Source organism: Rhizobium sp. CB2179, from assembly GCF_057653455.1.
Genome location: NZ_CM172781.1, coordinates 2,845,466 through 2,872,352, shown reverse-complemented (window position 1 = coordinate 2,872,352; position 26,887 = coordinate 2,845,466). Strand labels below are relative to the sequence as shown.

The window sequence follows — 26,887 nt, the reverse complement described above, 5'->3', positions numbered from 1 at the left end:
GGTCTGGGGGCCCGTTTGCATAGAAATCGGAGTTCGAAGGGTATGTCTGACCGATCTGGTAGGTTTTCTCAGCTGTTCAATTCAGCCCTCCATGAGCTGTGGTGTGGGCGTGCTGGCCGAGTGGCGATCCTTGGCTTACTCCTTGGACATGCTGGCGCGGCATTGGCTGAAGAGAGCGGCTGGAACGAGGAAACGTTCGGATATTATTCCTCGATCATCCGTCAACTGCCGGAGACGCACAGTCGTCTGATTGATGGCTGCGCCAAGGAGGGGATGGCGAAAATGGACACCGAGACCAAAGCACAGACTGAGCGCGACACATCGATGTCGGCTGACGAGGCGGCCCGAGACGTTTGCCGCAGAATGATCAAGGGGATCGCTTCGGGCGCGGTGACGTACGAGGTCTACCGGAAATGGCTCGACACACCCGACGTTGCGAAGGTCAGGTTTCCCGACTACCGGTGATCCGTCGGCGTGCCTGCAACAAGGGCGACGTGTCCTTTGCGTTGTGGGTGCTCAAGTTCCTTTGCTAATTGCACTTGGACGTTTGTGAAGCTCAACCTTTCGATGCGGATTTTCATGAGAGTTTTTGGTCGTGTGCTTGTCGATCTGATTGCCGCAATTTTACTGTTTTTCCTAATTGGCTTTGACGGCTTTTTCATTGCTGCGCAGGCAGAGGCCTCGGCGGGTGAGCGGCCATACTGCATCGGAACAGCCGAGCCAAAGAATGCCGGGGTCTATTTACCAGTCACTAAGATCGAGGACGTGGAGCCGCAAGGAGCCGCCGGAGTTGGGCAAGCTTCGTTCGGCATTTCACATGCCATCTGCTTACGTGAGAACAAGGACCCATAACGCACTTGCTGCGATTAGTGATATATAATACAGTTTTTGCGTGCCAAGGTAAAATCTCACCGAATTATTGTACTTTGGCAAGCTTTGCAGACGTATCGTCTCGCAAGACACTGCTACATCGAGCATCTCAAGCGTTACAAGCGCTGCGATCAGGATAGTCGCACCCTTCGTGCAAACAGCAGCATTCCCACGCCTCTCGTTGGACGCATCCTGCGTTCCTGAAACGTACAGGAGGATATTGCAATGCCAACAGGTAGCCAGAAACTCGCGGTACTTCTCTGCAAATTTTCCGACACGGAAGACATTGAGCCTCAACCCGTCGACTACTTCACCGATCTGTTTGTGAAGAGGGGAACGGGAGGCCTCAACGATTATTGGGCTGACGCTTCGCTCGGTACCATCAACCTAGACGGAACCGAAGTGTTCGGATGGAAAACGAGCGAGCAAAACAAGAACGATTATCTGAGCAACAAGCCGGACCGTTGGAGTAAGATACAGGGCGCGATTGATTTTTTCGGGATTGACGCCAGCAAGTTTGATGGGGTTGTGGCCTTATACAACGTGAGCGTCGGGGATGGAGGTCGATCTCACGGAGGCGTTCTGGGCGGACCCGACGACTACAATGTGACATTCCTCGGGCACGAAACGGGGCATCTCTTTGGCCTCGCTCACTCATATGACCAATCCACACGCAAGAGGGCCACCTGGTCCGCGCCCGGCGAATACTGGGATAAGTACGATATCATGAGTGCGATGAACGTGTTCCATTTCGACCACCCTCGGTTTCAACAGAGCGGGCCTTTGCTCTGTGCGCCCAATCTGGACAGAATGGGCTGGCTGCCGCGCTCACGGGTGTGGACTGAGGATGTTCACGGGAGCTTTTCCGAGTATGTTGATCTGGTTCCTCTAGGGCATCCCGAGATTCCAGGATACCTCGCTGCACAGATCGGCTCGCTGTGGATTGAGCTACGTGTTCCGGACCGATGGGATGCCGGACTACCTTCACGGGCAAGCGTGCTCATCCACACGATGATGGGTTCCAACGCGAAAATCATGGCTTCGGACAAAACGCATTGGACCGAAGACTGGCAGGCCGGTCAGATTTTCGGGCCGCCGCCACTCGAAATGGCAATCGCAGGCGGAACCCGAGTCGAGATCGCCAGTATCGACCCCGCAAACATGAGGGCTCGGGTTTGCATCACTCACCAGGCTGGACGTGATGACAAGGAAGGTGTGGTGTTTGTCGGCAGCTACGCAATCGGCGACGGATGGATACTCCTGAAGGACGTGCTGTTCAGGATACCTCCGAAGGGAGGCCCATTGCGAGAGTTACTCGATGGGGCTGTTCAGATGGGGGTAAATCAGACGCGGAGCGACATAGCAGCCAGTGGACTATCGAGAGATGATATTCAAGCTATTGCGTCGTTGATGAGGGCGACAGGAGCGAAATCGACCTGATCAAGTTCGTCGTTTCCGTCTTGCGTCAGCTTCGCAGCCTGTGAACTATCGCACCATGACTTTTGAGCGCGAGACATCTGGCGTGTTTGTCTGAAGGAACAGAATTCCAGTCTGACAGGCGCACGATCACCATGTCCTCGTCGGATACGTGCAGAATGAGATGTTGGCACCGGTTTCGATGAGCGCGGTCGGGGTTCCTCGCCCTAGCCGCAGCAAAAATATGGCTTCCGCACTTTGTCAACAGGGGCTCAGGATTGCTTGCTCGCCAGCGCCGCCATATTGTCGGCCGCTGATCATTCCGACCGGATTGGGTTTGCCTATGCGCCTTTACCACGGCACGTCTTCAAGACATCTCGAATCCATTCTCGAAAACGGCCTTGTCCCACGCGGCGGTGGGGCCTCGAGCTGGTGGGCCGCCTCTGCGGCTGAGCGCGTATATTTCACGGATGCGTACGCATTGTATTTCGCACAGTCTTCACGCAAGGAGACATCGGAAGACTTGGTGATCGTCGAAATCGACACCGATCTGTTACCTGATCAGGCACGACTCCAAGCTGACGAAGATGCTGCTTGGTTCATCTGGCGATCCGGCGAGCTGGCAGACAAGTTCCACCCGCCAGTCGGGATGACGGACAAGTACGAACAGGGAATGCACTTCTCTATGCTTCTGGAGGATCTCTCGGAGTGCGGGCTAGGACACGGAAGATCGCTTGCCCTGCTCGGTAATTGCTCCCACAAAGGATCAATTCCTCCGAGCGCGATCACCGGAATGCTGCGCTATTCGGTAGCTGACGGCCCTTGGTGGCTGGCCTTCCACGATCCGTCAATCTCCCCGATGAACTACCGCTTCAACGGTGCAGAGTACCGAGCTACTCAGTTGGTTGTCGCGGGCAGGCTGGAGGAAGCCCGTCAGATGGAACAATTGATCCCTGGCTTTCTCGACCTCGACGTTGTTGAGGAAATATGTGCCTCGCGAAGGACGGAAATTCCGCTTCCACCGTCGGACATGCAATCATCCGGTAAGGGGGCTGGTCGGGCAGCTTGATATCGCCGAGCGTCAATTGCCGGCAGTGCAATGGAGGCAATTGCTCGCCCTGACGGTTCGGGAGCGAAAATTTACCACGTCAAAGGCCAAGAGGATTACGACGCGACATCATCCGATCCGAATACGGCGAACGCTGGTTCTGCTCAGAAGCAGATGCCCATGCGGCTGGGTGGCGCGAGCTGGTCGGTGAAAATCGCCGGAGCGGCACCCGAACGCTCCGCAGAACGCTTTGGATAATAGATGTACTCCCGGTCTTGCTCTTGCATGCGACAAACACAATCGCCATCGAATAAAAAATATGCCTGTGATCGAGGAAACTGCCCATGGGCCACACATCGGATAGCGCGAGAGCCGGCCTAGCGGTAGCGTGATACGTGCATGATGTCAGGCAGCAGATCGGGGTTGCGACACCTTGACTAAGAAGCTTGCTACCAACTCCAGGGCTGCCGCCATGACTGGGACGGCAGCTTCGCGTCGCCAGTTGCGATCATGGGATTAATGGCTTCTTTACGTTGGGATAAGGGAAAGTAGCTCAGCCATTCCCTTGCTTCTGGATGGCTTGTAAAACGCCTCGTATGTTGGAGCTTTTGACTAACGCGCATGAGAGCATCAATTTTACCATTAGGGTCGTGCTCGGCATTGACCTGGCGATCATTGTCGCCGGTGGCATGTATTACTTGATCATGAACGAGCGTCTTGCTGCCAAGGCTTCGAAATTCGGGAACATTACCTACACAGCTCCGTTCACGATCCACACCGGGATCGCTTGGGGCTCTCCGGAGTGTCCGCAAGAGATCAGAGACGAGTATTTACATCTTCGCAGTCAAAGGCTGAAACACAGCGCTGTCGCTGCGACGCCCATGTTGTTCTACCTCATTTTCCTTCGGCCTTATTATCACTAGCGACACCAAGAACGCTTCGAGGCGACAGACCACTTTATGCGCGATGCCCGGAACGACCGAGTCCGTTGCGACGGAAGCCACCACATCACCGACGCCATTGCATGTTTATCAAGCGATGGGTTCTGCTTCTCTTCGAGATGATCGCTGCCGCTTAGCAAATGCCCGGCACACATACCAAGCTAGATAGGTCACTAGAATGGTTAGCTGCTGCAACAAGATGGCGACGACGACTAAAAACTGATCTAATTCGTCATAAGAGTCGCCTACATCGGTGGTGTCTGGCGTGAACGTCACTCTGTCGCATACGTATACTGACAGGGCGACCCAGGTCACCGCCACAAAATGCACTGTCTTCCGGCAACGTGGCCATGTGCGCCCAGCGACAAAAGCCACGAGCGGAGCTGCGAAGTTGCTCATAAGTATGATGGCGAACGCGAGTTCAGGCTTGATCATCGAAAATTTATCCCCGGCGTGCTGCGGCGCAAGAGAGGCTCTGGCCGTCGCGCTCCAAGGCCTCTCTTTGCATAGAATTCTCTCTAAGAGACTGAATGGCTCAATAGCTGCCACGCGCGATCAATCATCGCATTCCATGTCAGCGATGTCGCCAGCCAGGACTTCAGCGTGCTCGGACAGAACGGCAGCCACATTGTCGAGAAGCATCGCCAATTCGGGATCGCTGTCAAAAAGCTGTTCCTGTTTAGCTTTCAACTTGCCGATATAGAACTGGTGAATATGCAATGATCCGGTCATTCGGGCGAGGCTTGGCATGCTGATGCTCCCGTTCAGTGATTCCGGAAAGTTAGCCAAGCATAGCGCCTGTTAGGCATTCCAGTCGACCGTTCCATCTTTAGCGACGTCGTTCACCGGTAGATAATTCAGGCACGATATGTCTGATCGTATCGGCGTCAGCACGAACGCCCGCCGCTCGGAACCAGGAGTAGCCCTTACCTACCAAGCCATTGCGGGCAGTTTAGGAAGCGCGGCTTGACCCGGCACTCGGAATTGCAGGGCATCCTGGTTGTCAGGGGCTGCGCCGAATGCTACCGCAGGTGTGCAAGCGTTTGTGGTAGGGGTGCATTCATGAACCGATTGATCGTCTTCCTTGCGGTAGCCCTTTCGACTGGTATCGCGCATGCGAGCGGGCTTCCGTTTTTACCCAACACGAACGTCCCCGACTACACCGCGAAGCTGGTTGTGCGCGACACATTAGATGGGAAGGACAACTGGCGGGTCGTGCGGCATCACAACGGCTGGACGCACGTTGAGGAGACACAAGGTGACGAGACACATATCTGGTATGGGCACTTTTTTCAGAACATTGTTTTGTCAACAGGCAAGAAAGACGGAGAGGAGATCAAGCGCTTCAATATCAGGCAAGTCCAGCCGTCGTATGACTATCTCGGCATCAAGCAGGTCAAGGAAACGAACGACGTGGAGACCGTGGGCGGCGAGGAGTGTCGCTGGCGGCAAATAGTTCGAGCCCCTCCGCCAAGCCCGATTTGGATGACCTGCTTGACCAGTGACGGAATAGAGGTCGCAACCAAGATTCTCTTTTCCAAGGGTAAATTGATGTCCGAGGCGCGTCTGACCGAGATCAAGCGCAGTCCGGTCCCGGAGGCCGAAGTGTTGCCCCCAAGACAGCTTTTTGACGCAAGCACGTGGCTCAAGCCGCTGCGTACCTACCCGGATCACCCTCCGAGTGCTGTCGACTTCGAGGCGAAATTGGTTGCGAGGGCGTCTGACAATCCGTCGATAGACAAGACCTCTGAGGTGAGGCTGTTGCGACATTATCCATGGTGGTTTCGCCAGAATGACGGCAAGGACGGGTCGATCCGGATTGATGTTTGGAACGAGCTTGAGAACCAGGGAATTTCCTATTCCTCATCGAAGCGGGAACGCAGGATTGTCGCTGGCCGCTCTTCGCTGGACCCGAAGCGTCCCTTCTCTCAATTCAGCAGCCAAACTGGGATGGAAAATTTGGGCGAGCAGGGCCAGTTTCTTGGCGAGAATTGCACATGGTATGACCTAACGCCGAATATGGCCGATGCAAGTCAGAAGCAGTGCATCACGTCGGACGGTATTCCGTTGAAGGGCGACCACTGGTCCGGCTGGAGCGCAGTGGAGAGCTTCGACACGGTGGCGTTTACGCGTCGACCGGTCGACATCGGCGAAATGCAGCCGCCTCGCGAATACCTCGACCCCTCAGCTTGGGAGGTTGCACTGCAATAGTGCGGCAGCAGTTAGCCCTTGCCGAAAGGGAGGTTTGACATGGTGTGGCGGCTGGATACCGAATGGGGACGGGCCGGGTTGAAGGGCATATGAGCATTTTTCCGACGGCCATGTTCATCTAGGTCGATGCGTAATCGGCGGACTTCGACAAGAACATTGGATCGTCAAATGCTGAACGCTTCGGTTAGGTTCTCTCCCTCGCAAGGTCACATCTCCATACGTCGTGCTTTGGCGGAAAGTGCTAATCGTGCAAGATGCATTTAACTTTGTTAGCTAGGGGCAGATATGGGCGTAATGTGGACTGTATGGCCCCTGGACTCCGAAATGACGGTCTGGTTATGCGAGCAAGGAATCTCGTTTCCAGCATTGCCTTCACGATGGCCCACAGGTTCCGAGATTAAACGAGCTTTAGTCGACCTCGGTCTAACAGTGCAAATCACGGATAATGGGCATCTGGCTCCGTGGCATGCGTTCGTTCAGGAAGCTGAAGATGATCCTGAAAATAAATGGGCTCTACTAATAATTCAGGATTACTCGGGAGATCACGAACCGCAAAAGCTCCACTTCGAGAAGGGACGTGAGCCGTTGATCCGTCGCATCCTCTCTCGCCTCGCATTGGCGTGCGGACCGCTTGTGCTGATCAATGACGCTGACTCTGTCCCTGAGGTCATTGGTGCAGACGCATAGGGCGGCGGCTGAGGTATCCCAGGTGTGGCAGGCCTAGCCTTGCGGGCAAGTCGTCATCGATCACCGGAATAATGCGCCAAGACCTCAATCGCTTGTTCATCCTGGATGCGGCCGAACTCAAACGGACCAAAGCTCGCGTAATCTCGCCCATCCAAGCGTGACTGGAGAGGCAATGTCCAGCTTCCTGAGATCATACTCGGGTATGATCCTGCCATACCGCGGTGTGATTTCAACGCCCCGGTCGCCACACTACTGTTCGAGCCAACGTAATCGGCGCATTCGCGACGACTTTGAACATGGGGCTTAATGACAATGCAGCAGAACGCTCTCGCGGGTAAGGTGGCGCTAGTTACGGGAGGATCGCGTGGCATCGGCGCAGCGATCGTAAGAAGGCTTGCCCGGGACGGGGCAGACGTCGTTTTCAGCTACTCGTCGTCCGAAGAAAGCGCCAACCGCGTTGCCGAGGAGGTGCGGTCACTCGGACGACAGTGTCTTGCAATCAAGGCCGATCAGTCAGTCATGGAGGAAGTCGGTGCTCTTGTGAAAGCCGCTCATGCCGCTTGGGGTCGACTCGATATCCTCGTCAATTCCGCTGGGGTTTTCGTAACCGGCGTGGTTGGTGATCCAAGCGCAGACGTCGCCGCGTTCGACCGCCAGCTGGATATCAATCTCAAGGGTGTTGTAGCCGCGGTGCGCTCGGCAGCGCCTTTGCTAAGCGACGGCGGCCGTATCATATCGATCGGGACCGCAGGCGCAAACAATCGCGGGGCTTTTCCGGGGATCTCCGACTACGTCGCCACCAAGGCGGCTGTTGCGGCGTATTCCCGCGTTTGGGCTCGTGACCTCGGAAGCCGGAAGATCACCGTCAATGTCGTGCAGCCGGGTCCTATAAATACCGGGATGGCACCTACCGAAGGCGAGGTCGCCGAAATGCTGAGGTCGCTATCGGCGCTTGGCCGGTACGGTGAACCCGATGAAGTAGCTGGGGCGGTTGCTTACCTTGCCGGGCCGGAAGCGGGATACATAACTGGGTCCACAATCACCATAGACGGCGGGCTGTCGATTTAAGCATCGGCATCCTGTCATCCACCACCTCCGCGCCGGGTGCCTCCTAACGCTTCTACAAAGCGCGGTCGAAGCGCTCGCGTATCCGCAACAAAATGGCTATCCAGGATCGTGCATGACGCTCAAGGAGCAGTACGAGTTTCTCGTTTTTCTTCTACTCGCGATCCTGGTGCTAGAGCTTGTGGCGAGGCGGCTTGGCCTTCCTCCCGCAGCCTCTTTCATCATTGGCGGAATGGCGCTCGCATTTGTTCCGGGCGTCCCCGATGTCGACATAACCCCAGATCTCATCATGGTGGTCTTCCTTCCACCCCTATTGATGAGTAGCTCGTACTTCACGATCTGGGAGGACTTCAAAAAACAGGTCAACGGTATAGTGTCGTTGGCCTTCGGTGCAGTGATTTTCACCACATTGGCCGTTGCTGCGGTACTGCACATAATGCTGCCAGACCTTCCGTTGGCTGTCGGATTTGCCCTGGGCGCGATTGTTTCACCGCCGGACGCCGTTGCCGCATCCGCGGTCCTGTCGAAAATCAGTCTGCCGGGCCGGCTTGTAACTCTCCTGGAGGGAGAGAGCCTTGTTAACGACGCGACAGGTCTCGTGCTGTTCGCGATCGCCGTCAGCGCGGCGGTGACCGGCGAGTTCGATAGTTTCGACGCGGTCGTTTCCTTCTTCTGGCTGTCCGTCAGCGGCGGGTTGGCTGGGGCCGCCATGGGGTGGCTCGGGATGAGGGCGATTCGTCTTCTAAAGGAAACGGAACTGGTGATAACGGCGACGCTACTTTTGTCGACCACCTCCTACGTCGCCGCGGAGGCCATTGGAGGATCGGGCGTGCTTGCGGTCGTCGCGACTGGGCTGATTGTTGGGGGCGGGCACCATGACTCGGTCTCCGCGGCCACGCGGGTGAGGGCGCAATCCTTTTGGAGAGCGCTGTATTCATCATGGAGTCCCTGCTGTTCGTCTTGATCGGTCTTTCCCTCCGGGATGTCGTATCCGGGGTCGAGGACGATGCCAGCACGTTCTCCGGGAATGTCATTCCACTGGTGGCCGTCGTCACGACGGTGATCGTGGCCCGGTTTGTCTGGATAGCGGGATGCGCCGGGTTGATCACTCTAAAGGGGCGTTTGAAGCTTGGCCGTCGGTCGCCCATAACAGGGCGCGAGCTTGTCGTCGTCGGGTGGTCAGGCATGCGTGGTGTTGTCACCCTCAGTGCAGCGCTTGCTTACCCCCCGGATTTGCCGGGGCGTGATTTTGTTCTTGTCGCGGCCTTTTCGGTGATCGTTGTGACCGTGCTGGTTCAGGGAAGCACGCTTGCAGCGCTCGCCCGGCTTTTGGGCGTCGCCGATCCGGAGGAGCGACAAACGCTGATGAAAACCAAAGCGGCCGTGCGCTTGCGGCTCGCCAACCTGCATGCCGAAGAGTGCGGGGCCGGAGACCATCCCAAATCGGCCTTGATACATAGACCGCTGGAGCTTGAACATCTGGGGGCGGCCGGCAAGCTTGTTTCGGCGGCGCGCGCGGAGCTGCTGAAAATGTTTCGGAGAGGCGAGATCCACGAGAAGGTACTAAGGGACATAGAGCACGAACTCGACCTAGAGGAAATGACTCTCGAAACCCGTGCGCGTAAGTGATTAGCTCAACACCGGTGCCCTTTGGATATCACGGGCGAGCCCGAAAAAGCGGAATGACTGGTGTGATTGAGCGCCTTCCCCTCTGTTTTCAGGATGGGCCGCCGACGCTAGTCCAACAGATATTCGTTAGATGACATTTGGAGAACGATTTAAGGCATGAAGCTCATGACCCTGGCTGCCGCAGCGTAGTGCTAAAACTTTCGCGCCGCGCGGCCAACCTATGGCTTCAAAGGTACTGAACATCGTGTGTCGCCGTATCTTCGGACGGGTTCGAAAATATCGACAGCGCTGCCAGCCGCTTTGCGGTGACGGGCGTCAGGCTCCCGTCTCGAAAAACCCTAACAGGTGGACTCACAGGCTTTTGGACAAGTGGGCGGGCCGATGATGTCTTTGTTACATCCACTTCAAATCATGCAATCGATCAGTGCGATCCAATTCAATCCGTCGCGAGCTTAAACGCCTCAGCCCTGCCGCCGAGTGTTCTAAGATTGGCTTGAAGTTGCCTGCGTGTTTCTATTTCGTCGCAATCCCACAGCACTGATAGCGCCGTCAGGGTCTTCTTCACTGCGGTCGTCGGATAGTGGTCTCCGGGGGTCGAGGCAAAGGGTGCGTCGGTCTCGGTCAATAGCCTGTCGCGTGGAATTCTCTTGATGAATGAAGCGGCTCGCTTACCCCTCAACATGGGGAGGCCGACTGAGAACCAAGCCCCGATATCGACGGCTTTGTCGGCATGTGTCAAAGGCCCTGAGAACCAGTGAAGGATGGCCACGCCCGCATCACGTCGCCTTTCCAAGGCTTCGAGCACTTCCCCGCTCGCATGCCTGCTGTGGATGGACATCACGCGCCCCCCGACCTTGGCGCAGGCGGCAAGGATTTCGTCGAATACGTCCTTCTGGAGATCGAGGTTATGCGCATGCTCGTCGCCGCCGTCGAGCCCGACCTCACCGACATACCGTGTCTCGCTCAGCAGCCGTCGGAAGAGGCCGACCTCACCATGGCGTTCGGAGACGAGTTGCGGATGAAGTCCGAGAGCCGTTCTAATCCGCTTACGCCCCTTCGAAAGTTGCGCAGTCCTTGGGAACGCTTTGGGCGTGTTTGTCACGGAAAGCACGTATATGTCGGCACGATCAATCTCGTCGACTGCGCGCTCGGGCGAAGGAAACAGGTCCACATGGCAATGGAAATCGATCACGTCCTGAACCCTTGGGTTTTGAGATAGGCCGCGACCTCCTCCAGTCCTCGTTTGTGGACGCCGAACCAATTCTCGCGTTCTACCGGATCTAGCGGCAAGGGTCCACTCGCGACAGCGCGCTGTCTGAGACCGCGTTCATCGCGACCCGTCGCCACGAGCATGGCCATCACGTCATCGCGCATGTCAGGTCGATCCCATAGTTTTCCCAAGTCGGGAAACTGGTAGGACGTGCTGTCTACGATTCCGGCTTTCGCGAAGGCCGCCCGCCTGATCAGGCAAGGGATGCAATGCCCACACTGCTTGCTCTTGCGCTTCCACTTTCCGCATGAAACCGTATTGACGGCGGCATGAGCGACGTCGTCGTTCGGGAGGATCTCGCAGAGCATCTCGCCCTTGGTCATATGCCGGTATCGGTTTTGCAGTCGGACGGGGAGGCCAACCTTGTCTAGGATGGCTTGGATTTGCGAGAGGAAGCTCGGGTGGGTCGTGCGCGTGCTGTGAGAACCGACACGACGGCGCGTAAGCGGCGCGTTGAGGGCGATGAAGCCGTTTTCGGGAACAAATAGATCAACGACCCCGACAGATGGTTTTTTCGCCAGAACGGCACTCGCGGAAACCACGCCATAGGCCAGAAAACCAAGGCTTCGCGTCCGCATGGTGGTGTCGTTCATATTCTCACCTCCGAACACGGGATTGGCGTTCGCAGCGAATCGAGGGAGCGCCTTCCCAAGACGCGGTGCGAGATAGTCCTGGTAGCTTTGATCACCCCTGTAGGAGTGGCTGACCAACAGGGGAATCCGCCCTTCGTCGGCTAGACGCCGAGCGCCGATGAGGCTGTCTAGCCCGCCCGAAAACAGGCTTGTGCAATCAGCCGATCCGATCGCGACGTGTTTTCTAAGCCTTGCAATCTCCTTCTTGGAGGGCGGATCTATCCCGCCATTCCTAAACGACAGGGTCCATTGATCGCCGCTGAGAAAGTTCAGGGCGTGTTCAAGATCGCTCGCCACATCCTGCCAGACTGCGGGGCGCGCGAGGGGGATTTCCAGAGTGAATTCACGCGTCCAACCGTTCGCGGAAAAGGTTTCGCGGCTGACGAAGGTATCCGCCGCGATGACGGCGAGCGCGATGGACAGGAAATCGAATGCCTTGATGTCGACGGCGATGGCGAGCCTTGCGACGGCCACTTCCAGACTCCCGCCTATCGAACCGGTTCCCAAACGTACCGGGCGCTTGCCATAGAGATAGACGTGCGTCGTGCCTTTTGTGTCAGTCGAGGGTATCTGCGAGTCGTCCACGTGGAAGACCAGTTTAGTCATCGTAGCTCTCCCATTCCCGCCAGACTTCGGTGACGGCCTCGCGCATGAAGCGGTGGACATCCGCTTGCGTCATATTGTTGGCGTCTCCCAGTCGGTTTCCCAGGTTCTCGTCCACAACGACACGGATGACTTCGAGCAACTCCGCCTCCGCTTCAGGTGTCCTCTGTTCGTCAGGGGCGCTTGCCCATGATCCACCCACCTCCTCGACGATCTCTTGGAAGATTGACTGCGAGAGATATTCGCCAAGAATGCGATTTATGGTCTCGGCGTCCAGTTCGTCGGGATCGAAGTCGCCTTGGCCAAGGACTTCCAGCATCGCCTCGTCGATCGCCGCGCGAATCCTGTCGCTGTCGCCGTTCTCGGGCGCAAGCGCCTCCGCGAGCCGCTGGCACACGACGTCGAGGGGCTGCCCGGCAAGCGATGCTGGCGACAGGCCTTGTGCTGCCGCCGTGACACCGTCGCCGCCAAGTGAATTGAGGACGTCGTAGAGCTGGCCTCCCGTCGTATACACGGAGCCGAAGCGCCTCGGGCCGACGCCGCTCCCGCCGGTCGATGTCCTGGCGTAATGGCCAAGCGATCTTCGGAGGTCGCCGCTGTCTCCGCTCTTGAGGTATTTGCCGAACGACGTCCTGAAGGCCTGGAAACGCTTTGGGGGCGCGTCCGGAATCGGTGCGCCTGGCTGATCATCCGCCCAAGGCGGGACCATAGGCTGGTTCGAACCAGACCCTTTCGAAGATGCCGAAGTTCCCATCAGCTACCGCTCCCCGAGGTCTCGGTGGTGTCGTCCTTCATCATTGCAACCATCCATCTTGGGCGTCTGCCGGGGAGAGTGCGGATGAAGCCGACCAGTTTCTCATGAGCGAGCGAGTCGTGCTTGGCGAGCAGATAGGCACCGCGGAAGTCACTGCGGATTCGAGTCCAATCAGGGTCTCGCTTCATAGTCGCGATCATCTCGTCCATCGCTTCGCCGATCCCGGATGCCTCGATTTCCTCGATCGCTGTTTTCGAGGCCGCGGACTTTACTGTCGCCGTTTTCAGAAGGACTTCGATCGCCCTCAAAGTCTTCGCGCTCATGCGGTGCGGAGATATCTTGACGGGCATGGTCTCCTTGGAGAGGTAGACCGCCGGACGAAGGTCTATGCCGCCAAGGGGCGGGTGAAGTTTGAGCCAATCCGACACGAAGTCTGAATACTTCTGCCAGTCCTTCGGCAGCTTGTCCGGCGTCACCGCATCGGCAAGGGCTTCGAGTTCAACGAATGTCGAAGCCTTTCCGCCCGGAGCGGCGCTGATCAGGGCGTTCAACGCGCGAATGGCGCTCTCGTCGGTGCATCTTTCGAAGAGAGCCAGTTTCGCGATAATGGATTCATCCAGAGCCATTCCGCGACGGCTCGCGACCGAGGCTCGCATTCGAACGACGTTAAGGAGCCGTTTCACGATACGGGGATTGCCGTTCACCTGTTTCGAATGCGCGAGTAGTCCCGCCAACCTGTCCATCGTCTCCAGCGTCCCTCGAAGTCCGTGGCTCGTTGCGATGCCCAGTTCGCCGGCCGCCTGATTGACATCGAATGGCGGCTCGTCAGACCAACTGCGGCGAAGCTTCTGGACAAGAAACGCCCTTAGAGCTTCAACCTTGTCGGCAGGGACGTCCGATTTCGCCGCAGCCAGCATGAACAGATAAGCCCGGACCTCCTGCAGTCCCAGCTTCGGAACACGCAGAGGGATTTGGATGAGCTTGTCGAGGTAGTCGGTGATATGCTGGCTACCGGGGTCTTTAAAATGCTTCTCGACTGCAAGACGGATCATGTCCTCGTCCGCCGCGACGATAAACGCCGTGTTCGGCATGAACAGGAAGAGACGCATCGCTTCAAGCGTCGCGATCGCATTCGGCGGAAGGCAGCGATCGAGGTTGTCGACGAATACCACAAGACGTCGCTCGAGCTTCGTCAGCAGCTCGCTGAATTCTTTGCGAAAAGCAACGATCTCCTCTGGAGCGTTACGCTTCTCTTTGGGCTTGAGAAGGCCGGATGCCTTCTTGCCAGCTTCCGTAGCGGCATCCTTCACGGCCGTGACGTCGTCCTCGTCGGCCGTCCCTTCCCACATATCTTCGGCGGAACCCGCGGCCTTGGAGAACATTCCAAGTGTCGGCACGCCGGCAAGCAATGCGCCAACGTCGGCAGCCATTCCCAGGACCTTGAGCTTGTTCACACGGCGGTAGAAACCCGCCGCTTTTTCCTTCAACGACTCCGGTGCGGCTTCGTAGATTGATTTGGCGATGACCGTCATGAGGGCGGATTTCGCCTCTTCGAAGTCTTGATATAGCCATGCGTCGAAAGAGACGACGAGGTTACGACCGTCCGCCTCAAGCTGCGTCCCGATCAACTGGAGGATGCTCGACTTCCCTACGCCCCAGGTGCCATAGACCCCAATCGAAATAGGCAACATGGCGTCGTCGGAGACCAAGTCGCAAATCATCTCCGAGACTTCAGAATAGTTCAGGTAATCTATTTTGCTTTCGCTATCCGCCCACATGATTCCCTCGCCCGTGTCTGAAAAGACTGGGATCGGGAAAACGTATCGTCAAGGTGAGTAAAGGTCTTTCAAGCACAACGTAGGGATTATTCACCGGATATTTTGCACGCTGTGAAGACGGAGAAGACAGAGCTCGGAAGGCGGGTGTTTGTTGGAGGTCACACAAGGTGTCGAACATCGATATTGAGCGAGCCTCGATCCGTCAGGCGGCACAGGTTTCGCACAATCTGCAAGCGGCCACTTGAGCCACAAAGGCTAGTACAATCTCAGCAGGAGGCCGGGGTGAAGGGAATTTATCGGAGCGTCACTCATCAGGCTCTTTAGCTCAGTTTATAGCTCCTGTGTTCTCGCCTGGCCGAAGTCAATAACCAGAATTGGGCAATTGTTTTTTTACACGTTGCTGATGGGATAGCGGTATGACCAAGCCGCCGAAAGCAAAGCCGCTCCTGCGGGACGCAGACAAACCGGTTCGATCCAGGCCACGCAGGCCGCGCGACCCCACGCAGCCGAACCTTCTCCTCGACCCTATGCCGAATCGCATCAGTCCTTGCCTTGCTCTCCTGAAGCCGAACCCCCCTAAAGGCCCGCAATGGGCTTTCGAAGTAAAATGGGATGGCTATCGCCTCTCGGTTCATGTCGAGCCGACGGGCATTCGCATCCTGACACGCGGTGGCCATGACTGGACGCATCGTTTCCCCGCGATCCAACAGGCGGCGTTGTGGCTGCCTGTTGGTACGGCAATCCTCGACGGTGAAGCGGTGGTTCTCGACGAGCAGGGCCGGTCGAATTTCGGTCTGCTGCAACAATCGCTTGGCGGCCGTGGCGGCAAGAAGATGTCAAGCGACGCCATCTTCATGGCATTCGATCTGCTCTATTTCGACGGCCATGATCTCAGAAACTCCGAACTCGACATGCGCCGGCATCTGCTCAAGGATCTGGTACCGGCCGAAGGGCAGGGCGATATCCGGCTTTCGGAGGAGATCGAGGCGGATGGTGATCAGTTGCTAGTGAGCGCCTGCGAGCATGGGCTCGAAGGCATCATCGCGAAGCGCCGTGACTCGCCCTATCGGTCTGGCCGCTTCGGGGACTGGCTGAAGATCAAATGCGTCCAGAGCGACAGTTTTGTTGTTGTGGGCTACGAAAAGTCGACGGCGGCACGTGGTAAGATCGGCTCGCTGCTGCTCGCCGCCCGCAAAGGCGATTATTTAGTTTATGTCGGGTCGGTAGGGACAGGCTTTAAAGAACGAGATGTCTTGCAGCTATGGATCATGATGGACAAGATCACTCTCAAAACGCCACCGCTGCCATATACCGGCGCTCGTAAAAATGTTGTCTGGATACAGCCGACGCTGATCGCCGAGATCGAATATCGGGCGTGGACTGATGACGGCAAGTTGCGCCATGCGTCCTACAAGGGGCTGCGCGACGTACAGGACAATGCGGCGATTTATGAGGTGGACTGATCAGCCAATGCTTCGGGCCGCAACCGACACAAGGCTTGAGAACCCCCTCGGACATTCAGGATCGATCACCGCATGCCCAATCTGGGTGGATTGCTGCCTGTCCAGTCTTGCCGGCTGATACCAAAATTAGCCACGATCGACGCTCATCAACCGCTCAGCGGGCACCGTTGCTATTCACCCGCCATTTTATTCAGCTAAGTCGTCTGGTGCTTGTTTTCTTCGACTTCAGTCATAATTTTGCCGATCTGATCGATGGTCCCGCAAACCGACGAAAGCAACTGCATGCCCTGTTCCAAACGCGAAGCATCGGGATCGACCTGAGCTAATCGAAATGCATCCGTGAGCTCTTTTGAGGAAAGGTGGGCATCGGCTATACGCAGGTTGTAGGCCCCCAAAAGCGGGCCCATCAACTTCCGGGCATCATCTTGAGTGATGATCGTTCCCAAATACTTCTCAAGTGACTTCAGCGATCCCCACGTCACCCCTTTGGGTGGCGGGGCCGCCGCCTGTAATGCGCCAACGTCCATGCGATCGGCCAAAAGCCGCACGATGTCCTTTGCCAAAGATAGCACGCCGCCATGCTCAAGCCCCCGGAAACGATGGATAGTTGCAAGCAGGTCATCACTTTCCGCATGCGATCTAAAGAGGGGTGAGCCGATGGCCTTTTTGAAGAGGTTATCTAAGCTCGGCAGCATCTTCGACAATTGTGCCTCTGGCCCTGTGGTCTCAGCCACAATAGCTCTTGCTTGTGCTGATACCAGTTCGTCAGACACGCCGCCTTCAGGCGCAACGTTGTACCCAGCCCAAATGCGCTGCTGCCACACAGGTAACTTTGCGATGTCGTAGGCATATACGTTGATTAAGTCGACTTTATTGACGCCAAAATGCGTCAAATTGCTAACAGTGAACCCTATCCCACCGGTCATCCGCGTATACCAGCGAAGTGAGCCTCCACGGCGCTTCATGATGTTGGGGATTACCTCAGGCCTAAACCAAAGCCATCGCATTTTTTCTTCGTCGTTCAAGTCTTCGCTAGAGGTTGTCGCGCCAGAGGCATCTGTTATGTAGGCAATTCCGCTCGGTACATGATCGCCACGGATGCGGATGCTTGCCTCGGCAGGCTCAATATTTTCCGTGCGCCATAGCTCGGCCATTACGCAGATAACCTGCTGTCCAGTGTGCCGGGCGCTCCAGCTTATAGATTCAGTGTTTTGATCGGTCCCAGGTCCCGGCGTAGGGACATCTTCGTCCGGGTCCACATCAGTGCGTCCGATCCTGAACACGGAGTATGCTCCGTCGCCCCCAAATCCTCCTTCAATCTGAGGAAGGTGCCTAAGCTCATACTCGTCTAGCTCGGTCTGCTCCTTCTTCTCGACAGGAGAGCCCACTTCTTTTAAGTCTTTGACTATGACACTACGGCTCCGAAACATTGCGGTGCGCAACAACATCTGGCGTGCACAAAGGTAGTCCCTCAAAAACTCATTTTTCATTTCGAGAAGGTTTGGGCGACCATCGTGCCGCCGCCGTAGCCGAGCGACTTCTTGATAATCCTCGCTTGGACGCAGCCACAGATCGCCATCTCGAACGAGGCCGAGCGCGAGAACGACATCCTGATTCAGATGCCACACCCCTTGATCGTCAGTTTCAAAATCCTGCGTAAGCACCAGCGAGACACCGAGGTCTTCACCTTCATGACGCTGAAAAACATCGGCAGGCTTGTATAATTTCTCTGAAGCCCACACGCCTTGAGAGTTGCTAAGTTCTTGCCAGCCAATTTTTTCAGCTTGCCCCCTCTTGGCGACGGGGATTGCCACACTACCAAGGCCAAAAAACTCTTCCTTCCAACCAGCACGTCCAGGCTCGCCGTCAGAAACTATCTCAGATGCGCGGAGTGGAACCCACACTGCTTTGCTCAGTAAGCGTTTGCGTATGTCGGCAAAGTCGAACGAGATATTTTCCATGAGAACCTAAATGAGATTGATGGACGTCGATCATGGTCGAAATTCTCAAGCAAATGTAACGGATGTAGGTCGGCGGATGAATATAGGTCGCTGTTATTCCGCTGGGAAAAACACTGTCTTTTACCGCTCGGTCTGAAGCTGTTCTCAGCCTGGCGGCCTCTTTGAGAAATCCCTGCACAGCGGCAATGATAGGGGAAATATTTTTGGGATGGTAGACGGCTGAAATCAGGTCGAAGCACGACCAAAATTGTTGTGGCGATCAGGTGAACCCACCGCCCAAAGCGGTCAAAGCAAAACGGTAGACGGATGCATATATCCAGAAAGCGTGCGTTGCGAACTACCCGAAGATTGAAGAACGCGGGGCGTCTGGGTGAAAAATCGGGTGGCCTTGCCCAGCCAACCAAACGCAAAGATGCTGCCAAATCTGATTGCAGCATGAATAAATAGACATCGCGTCGTCATCATCAGACGCCCCAGCTTCCTCCAATCGTATTTCTGCATCATCGCATTCAGCTTTAATCGTTGCGAAGACAACGGCGACTGAGGCAGCATCCACGCCCGCTGGAAATCTTTGCTTCAAACTGAGCAGTATATCCCGGAAAACAATCAAATACGGCGGTCGCGCATCGGGAGCGGTAATTGCGCAGTCATATCCCCACCACGTGGAACCTTGCGCAGCAAAGGATTGTCCTAGCTCTTTAGCTGTGTGGCATGCCCAGCAGAAAATCTTATATCCCTGCAGATTAGCCGCGTCGTGAGCAGCTAATGCTTCTTCTTCGTTTGAATCCCAAAGCGCATTTGGCGAACCGTGGCTCATCGCAAAGACGAGGTTTTGTGGCGGATCGGTTTGAAACTCAGTATGTAAACGTTCTCGCGTCGCATTTTCCGCAAAGAGGTTGACATCACTTTGCTCCACCATTTGCAATGCAATTGCGTGATTAGCCCGCGTCGCAGGGTCCGTCGAGGAAACAAAAAAGATCGTCATTTGTTCGCCTGCCGAGCGACTAGATCGCGGGCAACTCTCAGTAGCTCCGTGGCGTATTGATTTCCAAGAGGCGTTCCCTCTGCAATTGCTCTAGCCAACTCGCCAGCGCTAAACCGTGCACCTGTCATCGTCTTCCAAACGACTTTCGCTTCAGGCAGTTCTCGCAACAGTGTGGAGACTACATCACGGGTATCCGAGAGCTTGCCAACGGGTAATTTGAAGTCAAGGTCTGCACCTACCAATTTGGCGATTCCCTCAACAAAAGCCCGCAAAGAAGGCGAGCGAGCAGCAGCAAGATGTACATCGAAATTCCCAACCACTGGAAATTTACTTGTTGATCCAAATACGTTCATCGCGAACTGCTTTGGGTACGGGATTGTTTCGGGTAGCGGCGCGCGATCAATCATTTCTTTCGCATGGGCACTACGAGCCGCGCTCTTTGCAAATTCCGGATCGGCGAATATCCATGCTTCGACTGTTGGAACGGCACAAAATACATCGATTGATGGACGCCCTAATTGCTGACGCGCCAACTCCCGTGAATCTGCGACGCTCCCCTCATCGGCGTCGACGAGAGCAGCGAACTTATGTAGATGGTCGTTTTTCAAGTCGCGGATATGGGTTGCTATGTTTCTCTTGCCACCCATCAGTCTAACGTTGATCTGGGCTTTCTGATGCAGCCCTAAGGCATTGACCAGTGTTTGCACCATTAAATTGTCTGCAGGGCCTTCCACAAACACAGTTAGATTTGGGTTTGTCATCAGGACACATTTCATGAGTTAGAGCGATACTTCCCGACGTGAAGCGATTTGTATTAAAGAGTCAATAACGCCTCACTTGGAGGCTAGTAAAATCGCCGCGCTCGTCGCCCACGTGCGGAACGCGCCCATAATCAAGCAAAGCACCCATTGTCAGCTTCTGGCGCGAACTAGCCGCCTGCCTCGATCGCTTGGATGGCCATCTTTGGGATCTGGCTGCAGTCGTTTTTACGCCCGAAATGATGGCGCAAAGCGGCCACGAGCGAGCCGCGTTAAGAACGCGGTGCGGTAGGAGGTCATCGAACACAGCTATCGGTCAACAGCGTAGTTGCACGTGCTCCGAAACAGTTTGAATCCCTCAAACTGAATCAGGCGATCACGCCTCCACCGTCTACACGGACGGTAGATCCCGTCGCGAATGGCGTTTGCATCAGGTATAGAACCGCGTTGGCGACATCTGAAGGCTGGCCAACGACCTTCGCGGGTAGGTTTGCTGCAGCGCGATCGAACAATGCCTTCCGGCTGCCTTCATCCAGCTTTGACCACAACGGCGTGTCGATGAGACCGGGTGAGACCGTGTTGACGCGAACGGGCGACAGCTCGAGAGCAAGGCCCCTCGCCAAGGAATCCAGCGCGGCGTTGATAGCGCCCTGCAGGACCGAGTTGGCGTTAGGACGCTCGCCGAGATAACCTGAGATAAAGGTCAGAGAGCCTGTCTCGTTGATGGGGGCCGCTCTCGCGATCCTATAGGCACCCCAGAATTTGCTCTCCATAGCCTGTTTGGCGTCCTGCAATGGCAACTTCCTCACAGGCCCGCTGGCTGTCTGGGCGGCCGAAACAACGACGTGATCCCACGTTATTCCGGACGCGAAGAAATCCTCCACCTCTTTTTCGTCGCCCGTGTCCAGGACAGCTGTTTCGACGCGTCCGCTTAGCAAGCCCGCTGCGTCAGAAAGTTTGGCAGCCGATCGAGACGCTATTGTCACCAACGCGCCCGAAGAAATTGCCTGTTCGGCCACCGCTAACCCGATTCCGGAGCTGCCACCGACGACGAGTATTCGTTTGTTCTGAAGCAAAGTCATGAATTTCTCCGGGCAGGACTGGAATGCTTGAAATTGGATAGGCCGACACGTGTTCGCTGTCGATCATCCCCGCGTATAGGTGGCGATCCGTCAATGATCGCCTGCCGGTCGCATCGGCACACGCCACTGAAACAAACCGACGGACCTGTGCTCTCTAGGCATTGTAATCTCACGCTATTGAAGTCAGGTTGGCAACCGACGTTCAGAAATACGTTCGCCCCTAAAGCGACGAAAAGCTGTTTCTATGTTGAAGCAGAGCGTGGAGGCTAGGTGAAATTCAGGAACCTTTACCTGATCGAAGTATTCCACGCTGTCATGAAAACAGGGTCGATGACCGGCGCTGCGCGCCTGCTCAATTTGTCCCAGCCCTCCGTCAGCAAGTACATCCAGACGCTCGAAGCTTCTGTCGGAGCTGAGTTGTTTGTCCGCGACGGGCGAGGAATATCGCCCACCGCGACTGCGATCATCATGTACGAGGACGTTCATGCCCTTTTCGATCAGGCCAACAGTATTTATCGGCTCATGGAGTCCGTCTCCCGCACATCCAGACGGACCATCAGGATTGGAATGCCGCCTCTGCTGGGGTCACGTTTTTTCGCGGACGTTTTCGCCTACATCGCGCGGGAACACCAAGACTTCGACCTGAACGTCGTCGTCAAGGATTCCGAAATCCTCAAGAACTGGGTTAGCTCCGGCCGGCTAGATCTCGCGATTGTCCACGACCTCATCTCCGGCGGCGGCGTTAACATCGCGAAGGCTGCCATGATTTGTATCATGCCTGCCGGTCATCCGCTTGCAGGGCGGGAGGTCGTTGAACCCGGAGACCTTCTCAATCACGATTACGTAGGCTTCGAAAGCGACAGCCCTATGCAGTCCCGCGTCGATCGGCTTCTCCGCGAGGTTGGTGTGAAGGTTTATCCTCGCGCTATCGTCACGACCACTCCAACCTTGGTAGAGTTGGTCGGTGTCGGGGTCGGCATTTCTGTCGTTCATCCTTTCGCGCTGATCGATGCGCATTCGCCCATCGCGTGGACCCGCTTTTCCCCCGAAATATATTGGGACTACCGGGTGATATCCAGCTCGACGCTGCGCAATTCTTATCTTGTTACGGAATTCCTGCAGGCCATCGAGGCCGTGGCTTCCACGTGGCTGCGCCGCCTCCAAGCTCCCGGTACCTTGCCCGGCTGATGTGGCTGGTCGCGTCGTAGACAGCAGCTCGAATACGGCTGGTGCCTAGTCCCTCATCGGGGATGTTCGCGGCTGCGCGACTGTCGATCCGACACATTCCCGTTTGGCATAGGATAGGCAGAAATCTGAATTGGCCAAGCCCTTCATTGCTTACTAAGCTGCCCTCATAACAATAAAACTGAGGTGAACGAAATGTCTGTACAAGCCACTGGTACGTCGAAAAACCTGGGTCACAAGTCTCATTCGATAACGAAGTCGACAGCGCCGTTGTGGGCGTTGATGTTGGCTACTGCCACCGTGTCCCAAGCTTCGGCACAAGAACCGTCCAAGCCTAATGCCCTGACAATGAACGTATTTTCGGGTCTCTTCGAGTCCTGCATCAAGAAAACACTGGTACCGGCTTTCGAAAGCTCTACCGGGATCACCCTCAATCTCGTGACGACGCAGCCTCCTCTTGCGAAGCTTCAGGCGGAGGGGGACAGCCCGGAGATAGACGTCTTCGTGGCAGGGCAGTCTGATATGAAGGCTGCGCACGATTATGGTATTCTTTCCAGCATCGATGCCGCCGCTCTGACGAACCTTCCGGACATTTACAAACCATTGGCCAACATCGGCGTGGACGGAAATGACCGGTATTCGGTCGTCTTTACCTATAACCCCACTGGCCTGGTGTATAACGGCGACCTCTGGAAGGCACCGCCCACTTCATGGTTTGATCTTGCCTCTGAAGGCACGCCTGGCATCGTAAACGTCCGAATGCCAGACAGCCAAAACACTGTCGCCTGGCTCGCCATTATGGCGAAGGCCGCAAACGGCGATTGGCCGACCAAACTGACTGACTATGATAAGACACTCGAACTGGTGCGGGATAAGCTCAAGCCTAAGCTCGGAACAGTACTGCCGTCGTCCGGCGCTATGCAGTCTTCGTTTGTGGACGATCCGCGCAGTTCTCTGACCGTCGGGCCGCAGAACGTCGCCATTGCAATGGCGAAACGCTACAAGCTGAACATCAAATGGGCGGCTCCCAAGGAGGGGGCGTATCTCATCACTACCGAAGCTGGGGTGACCAAGACAAAGAACAGCTACTGGGCGCACAAGCTGATCGACGCCATGTTGGATGAGGATTTTCAAAAGTCCTTCGCGGAGTGCGGCTACTACAGTCCTGTCAATTCCAAGACCAAGGTCGACGCCAGCGTAGAGACGCAGGTCGTGCAAGGCGAGGAAAACGTCGCAAAGATCATGCAGCTGCCGTGGGAGAAGATAACCCCTCTCGCAGCCGACCTCGGGCAGGCATTTCTAGCCTCTGTCGAAAACTGAGAAGTCGACCGCGCGTTCGCGCGGTTAGCGGACGCGCGACAGTTTGATGAGGAATGCATGTCTGACTTACAGGTGGAACTGAAGGACGTATCCTTCAAATACGACGGGAGCGGGCGCGGCGGGATTGACCACCTCGACCTGCAGATCGGCAAGGGTGAGTTTGTCTCCCTTCTGGGACAGAGCGGCTGCGGCAAGACGACGACCCTCAAGCTTTTGGCAGGGCTACTCAACGTGTCTTCCGGGTCGATATCCATCAACGGGACAGATGTTACCCGGATTGGGCCTGAGAAACGGAACATCTCGATGGTGTTTCAAAACTATGCTTTGTTTCCGCATTTGAACGTGTTCGACAATGTGGGCTTCGGCCTGAAGATGAAGCGCGAAGTGCCGCCGGCCGAGCTCAAGACGAGGGTCGAGGCCGTCCTCGATCTCATCGGTCTTCAGGACTTCAAATACAAGCATCCAAAGGAACTGAGCGGGGGGCAGCAGCAGCGCGTTGGGCTGGCTCGCGCCATCGTGACAGAGCCGGATGTGATGCTGCTGGATGAACCGCTGTCAAATCTGGATGCTCAGCTCCGCGAGAGCATGTGCGTCGAGCTGATGAACCTCCAGCGCAAGCTCAAGCTATCGGTTCTGTACGTGACCCACGACCGTGCGGAAGCCCTGTCGATGTCGAACAGGATCGCCGTCATGGACGGCGGCTCTATCATCGAAATTGATACGCCAGGTCGGCTCTATCGCCAGCCCCAGTTCGCTGTGACTGCAAAAACGCTCGGCGAAGCAAACGTGTGGCCGATCTCGAACTTTTCCGACGGCTTCGCCACTCTCCTGTCCACGAACTTGCCACCGAATTCTCTCTCCGGCGGGGACAGCCTTTTGATCAGGCCCGAGGATGTCACGCTTAATGGTGCGCAGTCGGAGAATTCCATGCCCTTGGACGCCGAAGTTGTCTCGGTGGTCTACCGCGGTGACCAGTACAGGATCGCGCTGGAAATACCGGAGTTCAACTTGACTGCCCTCTGTACGACCCGCGCCAACGAGGACCTGCGGGTAGGGTTGGGGGACAAGGTTCGGGCGTCCGTCGAATACCGGGACATCAGAGTGTTGCGCTCCGTATCACGAGGAACTGTCAGGTGAAAAACAAAGCTTCTCTGTTGGCCGTACCAGTACTGCCGCTCGTCGCGCTCTTCTGCGTGAGCGTAATCTGGGTGATATTCGTCAGTCTTTCATCGACAAATCCGAGATTCCTTTACGGACTTCCTCCGACGGTGACGAATTATCTGTCTGTCTTCAATACCCCGTTTGCGTACCGGTCCATATGGCGAAGCATTTATCTCGGTGTTGTCTCGACGGCTATATGCATTGCCCTTGGCTTCCTGACCGCCTCTCACATTTCTCGTAATGAGCGCCGCAAGGACATGATTGTATCGATCATCCTGTCGGTCTACATGGTCAGCTTTATCGTGAAGATATTCGCTCTATCGATCATACTCGCTCCCGCAGGCCCGCTGAACGAGTTGCTACAGGCTTCTGGTCTCGCTGATAGTCCGATGATCTTCATGGGTACCGAGTTGGCGGTAGTCATCGGTCTGGTCTATACGGCGCTGCCCATCACGATCCTCGTACTGCTTTCGCAGTTCGAGCAGATTCCCCACTACTACAACGAGGCAGCGGCCTGCTTCGGTGCCAACAGGTGGCAACGTCTCCGTCACGTCCATTTACCGCTGTCGATGCCCGGCATCATGACCTGCATCGTCTTCACGCTGCCGCCGAGCATCGCGGCTTTTGAAGTTCCGATGCTTCTCGGTCGCGGGAAGGTCAACATGATTTCCACGCAGATCTTCCAGTCTTCCTCGGGTGTATCGGGAGCGAACTGGCCACTGGCCGCCAGCCTTTCCGTTATACTGCTTCTCATCAGCGGCGGCATCATCCTGACCATCCAGTACTGGATGGCTCGCAGAAACATCGTTTAGGAGGGTGCCAATATGGAGAAGATCGCAAGCCGCATCGTCACCTATTTCATCATCGTTCTCATCTGCCTCCCTGTGGTCCTCCTGGCGCTGGCATCCGTCAACGAGAACGTCGTGCCTTATCCGATCACGGGCTTCAGCACCCAGTGGTTTAGCGAGGCACTGTCACGTACCGACTACTTGATGGCGGCACTCCGCTCGGTGTTCATCAGCGTGACCGTGATGGCGGTCTCCGGCGTCCTTGCCATGCTGTTGGCTGTTGCCGTGACGCGAGGCAAGGCCAGGTGGCTGAAGCCTGTGAATTTCCTCGCTGTCTTGCCGATCTTCATTCCGCACAGCGTCATGGCTTTCGCGATGCTGGTGATGGCTGCCTCTACCGGACTGCTCGGATCGCTGACGATCCTCTTTATTGCCTACCTGACCGTAGCTTTCCCCTTGATGTACCGAGCTTTTGTGGGCTCGCTCCAACACGTCAACACCGACGTCGAGAACGCTGCAAGGGTTTTTGGAATGACCCGCACCAGAGCTTTCATGGAAACGACGATGCGGGCCGTAAGTCGGGGCACCGTAGTCGCGGCCGTCATGGCGATTGTCGCTGTCTTCAACGACGCCTCGATAAGCACCTTCCTCGGGAGCACGAACAACCAACTGTTCGCGACGAAGCTGTTTACCTACATGGCAAACGAGTACGACTCGTTGGCTGCCGCGTACGGGATCATCATGTTTCTGATAGCCGTCCCTTTCATATTGCTCGTTAGCCGGGCGATGGGCGTGAAGCAGTTCAAGGCCATGTAGCCCCTCCCGCCTACCCAAACCACATCCACCACAGCAAAGGAGAACCCATGCCCAACGGCAATGGAATAAGCTTTCACATGCCTCGATACGACTTCGCGGTTAAAGCCCGCTGGCTCGAGAGCAACCCGAGGATCATTGAAACGCTGAAGGCAGCGTTTCCGACTAAAGCCTTGTTTTCGCACGTCGTCGTATCGGGACAGACGGTCGGAGCGGTAACACGAATCCGCTACGACGGACCGGGCGTCATGGTGCCACGTGTGTTCGGTTCGGTGTTCTTCTATCAGCCGAGCCAGAAGATCAATCTCTGCTACGGCGAGATCACCGAAAGCGCGACAGTCAATCAGTTCGCCGAGGTTATCCCGGAAGATCTCGACGCGCTTCGCGAACTCGGCAGCCGCGTTTGGAGTGACACCGTCGCCAATCCGGTGCGCCATATCGTCGAAGTCAATATCCAGGAGTGGTAA

At 56.2% G+C, this 26,887-nt stretch carries 25 protein-coding genes; 15 read left to right on the top strand and 10 right to left on the bottom strand.

What is annotated here, in order from left to right:
• The first annotated feature begins 120 nt into the window (after positions 1-120).
• From AC244Q_RS14425 to AC244Q_RS14410, 4 genes are all read left to right on the top strand, one after another.
• A complete protein-coding gene (locus AC244Q_RS14425; protein WP_128406429.1) occupies positions 121-465 on the top strand; it encodes a hypothetical protein in 345 nt (114 codons plus the stop codon).
• Between the two features lie 84 nt (positions 466-549).
• Complete coding sequence (locus AC244Q_RS14420) at positions 550-852, top strand: hypothetical protein (RefSeq protein ID WP_128406428.1); 303 nt, start codon at positions 550-552, stop codon at positions 850-852.
• 243 nt (positions 853-1,095) lie between these two features.
• Complete coding sequence (locus AC244Q_RS14415; RefSeq protein ID WP_128406427.1) at positions 1,096-2,310, top strand: hypothetical protein; 1,215 nt, start codon at positions 1,096-1,098, stop codon at positions 2,308-2,310.
• A 499-nt stretch (positions 2,311-2,809) separates the two neighbouring features.
• Positions 2,810-3,355, top strand: coding sequence for a hypothetical protein (locus tag AC244Q_RS14410; RefSeq protein ID WP_487764140.1), 546 nt, complete (start codon positions 2,810-2,812; stop codon positions 3,353-3,355).
• A gap of 1,010 nt (positions 3,356-4,365) precedes the next feature.
• Here AC244Q_RS14410 and AC244Q_RS14405 read toward each other — a convergent pair.
• Both AC244Q_RS14405 and AC244Q_RS14400 read right to left on the bottom strand, forming a co-directional pair.
• Entirely contained in the window at positions 4,366-4,710 is a 345-nt protein-coding gene (locus tag AC244Q_RS14405) for a hypothetical protein (protein ID WP_128406425.1), read from the bottom strand.
• Between the two features lie 120 nt (positions 4,711-4,830).
• Positions 4,831-5,025 (bottom strand): hypothetical protein, encoded by a 195-nt coding sequence (locus AC244Q_RS14400; protein WP_128406424.1) that lies wholly within the window; start codon positions 5,023-5,025, stop codon positions 4,831-4,833.
• A 321-nt stretch (positions 5,026-5,346) separates the two neighbouring features.
• On the opposite strand from AC244Q_RS14400, the gene AC244Q_RS14395 reads away from it, so the two are divergent.
• The 4 genes from AC244Q_RS14395 (at position 5,347) to AC244Q_RS14380 (ending at position 9,867) form a co-directional block, all read left to right on the top strand.
• Entirely contained in the window at positions 5,347-6,486 is a 1,140-nt protein-coding gene (locus AC244Q_RS14395) for a hypothetical protein (protein WP_128406434.1), read from the top strand.
• 993 nt (positions 6,487-7,479) lie between these two features.
• Positions 7,480-8,241, top strand: a complete 762-nt coding sequence (locus tag AC244Q_RS14390) for an SDR family NAD(P)-dependent oxidoreductase (protein WP_128406423.1) — start codon at positions 7,480-7,482, stop codon at positions 8,239-8,241.
• Between the two features lie 112 nt (positions 8,242-8,353).
• The gene (locus AC244Q_RS14385; protein WP_128406422.1) at positions 8,354-9,202 is read left to right on the top strand and encodes a cation:proton antiporter; all 849 of its coding nucleotides are present in this window, start codon (positions 8,354-8,356) and stop codon (positions 9,200-9,202) included.
• Complete coding sequence (locus AC244Q_RS14380) at positions 9,178-9,867, top strand: cation:proton antiporter domain-containing protein (protein ID WP_128406421.1); 690 nt, start codon at positions 9,178-9,180, stop codon at positions 9,865-9,867. Before AC244Q_RS14385 ends, AC244Q_RS14380 begins: the two co-directional genes overlap by 25 nt.
• Positions 9,868-10,303: 436 nt before the next feature.
• Here AC244Q_RS14380 and qatD read toward each other — a convergent pair whose 3' ends face one another.
• The 4 genes from qatD to AC244Q_RS14360 all read right to left on the bottom strand — a co-directional run bounded on the left by qatD (position 10,304) and on the right by AC244Q_RS14360 (position 14,904).
• Positions 10,304-11,038: a Qat anti-phage system TatD family nuclease QatD gene (gene qatD / locus AC244Q_RS14375; protein ID WP_245460464.1), complete on the bottom strand. Its 735-nt coding sequence runs from the start codon at positions 11,036-11,038 to the stop codon at positions 10,304-10,306.
• Between the two features lie 17 nt (positions 11,039-11,055).
• Complete coding sequence (qatC, locus tag AC244Q_RS14370; protein WP_206641075.1) at positions 11,056-12,375, bottom strand: Qat anti-phage system QueC-like protein QatC; 1,320 nt, start codon at positions 12,373-12,375, stop codon at positions 11,056-11,058.
• A complete protein-coding gene (locus tag AC244Q_RS14365; RefSeq protein WP_128406419.1) occupies positions 12,368-12,886 on the bottom strand; it encodes a hypothetical protein in 519 nt (172 codons plus the stop codon). The genes qatC and AC244Q_RS14365 overlap by 8 nt, the downstream gene beginning before the upstream one ends.
• 239 nt (positions 12,887-13,125) lie before the next feature.
• Positions 13,126-14,904 (bottom strand): KAP family P-loop NTPase fold protein, encoded by a 1,779-nt coding sequence (locus tag AC244Q_RS14360; RefSeq protein ID WP_128406418.1) that lies wholly within the window; start codon positions 14,902-14,904, stop codon positions 13,126-13,128.
• 416 nt (positions 14,905-15,320) lie between these two features.
• Between AC244Q_RS14360 and ligD the strand changes: the two genes are divergently transcribed.
• On the top strand, positions 15,321-16,367 hold the full coding sequence (gene ligD, locus AC244Q_RS14355) for a non-homologous end-joining DNA ligase (protein ID WP_128406417.1): 1,047 nt from the start codon (positions 15,321-15,323) through the stop codon (positions 16,365-16,367).
• A gap of 194 nt (positions 16,368-16,561) precedes the next feature.
• On the opposite strand, the gene AC244Q_RS14350 is transcribed toward ligD, so the two are convergent.
• From AC244Q_RS14350 to AC244Q_RS14335, 4 genes are all read right to left on the bottom strand, one after another.
• A complete protein-coding gene (locus AC244Q_RS14350) occupies positions 16,562-18,328 on the bottom strand; it encodes a hypothetical protein (RefSeq protein WP_128406416.1) in 1,767 nt (588 codons plus the stop codon).
• 337 nt (positions 18,329-18,665) lie between these two features.
• On the bottom strand, positions 18,666-19,313 hold the full coding sequence (locus tag AC244Q_RS14345) for a hypothetical protein (protein WP_128406415.1): 648 nt from the start codon (positions 19,311-19,313) through the stop codon (positions 18,666-18,668).
• Positions 19,310-20,074: a hypothetical protein gene (locus tag AC244Q_RS14340; protein ID WP_128406414.1), complete on the bottom strand. Its 765-nt coding sequence runs from the start codon at positions 20,072-20,074 to the stop codon at positions 19,310-19,312. Before AC244Q_RS14340 ends, AC244Q_RS14345 begins: the two co-directional genes overlap by 4 nt.
• Positions 20,075-20,439: 365 nt before the next feature.
• The gene (locus tag AC244Q_RS14335) at positions 20,440-21,153 is read right to left on the bottom strand and encodes an SDR family oxidoreductase (protein ID WP_128406413.1); all 714 of its coding nucleotides are present in this window, start codon (positions 21,151-21,153) and stop codon (positions 20,440-20,442) included.
• Between the two features lie 270 nt (positions 21,154-21,423).
• Here AC244Q_RS14335 and AC244Q_RS14330 point away from each other — a divergent pair, with 270 nt between their 5' ends.
• The 6 genes from AC244Q_RS14330 to AC244Q_RS14305 all read left to right on the top strand — a co-directional run bounded on the left by AC244Q_RS14330 (position 21,424) and on the right by AC244Q_RS14305 (position 26,887).
• On the top strand, positions 21,424-22,341 hold the full coding sequence (locus AC244Q_RS14330; protein ID WP_128406412.1) for a LysR family transcriptional regulator: 918 nt from the start codon (positions 21,424-21,426) through the stop codon (positions 22,339-22,341).
• 192 nt (positions 22,342-22,533) lie between these two features.
• A complete protein-coding gene (locus AC244Q_RS14325; RefSeq protein ID WP_128406411.1) occupies positions 22,534-23,658 on the top strand; it encodes an ABC transporter substrate-binding protein in 1,125 nt (374 codons plus the stop codon).
• Between the two features lie 57 nt (positions 23,659-23,715).
• Positions 23,716-24,795, top strand: coding sequence for an ABC transporter ATP-binding protein (locus AC244Q_RS14320; RefSeq protein ID WP_128406410.1), 1,080 nt, complete (start codon positions 23,716-23,718; stop codon positions 24,793-24,795).
• On the top strand, positions 24,792-25,631 hold the full coding sequence (locus tag AC244Q_RS14315) for an ABC transporter permease (RefSeq protein WP_164902306.1): 840 nt from the start codon (positions 24,792-24,794) through the stop codon (positions 25,629-25,631). Before AC244Q_RS14320 ends, AC244Q_RS14315 begins: the two co-directional genes overlap by 4 nt.
• A 12-nt stretch (positions 25,632-25,643) precedes the next feature.
• Positions 25,644-26,423 carry an ABC transporter permease gene (locus AC244Q_RS14310; protein ID WP_128406408.1) on the top strand — a complete coding sequence of 260 codons (780 nt, stop codon included), beginning with the start codon at positions 25,644-25,646 and terminating at the stop codon, positions 26,421-26,423.
• A gap of 47 nt (positions 26,424-26,470) precedes the next feature.
• The gene (locus AC244Q_RS14305; protein WP_128406407.1) at positions 26,471-26,887 is read left to right on the top strand and encodes a hypothetical protein; all 417 of its coding nucleotides are present in this window, start codon (positions 26,471-26,473) and stop codon (positions 26,885-26,887) included.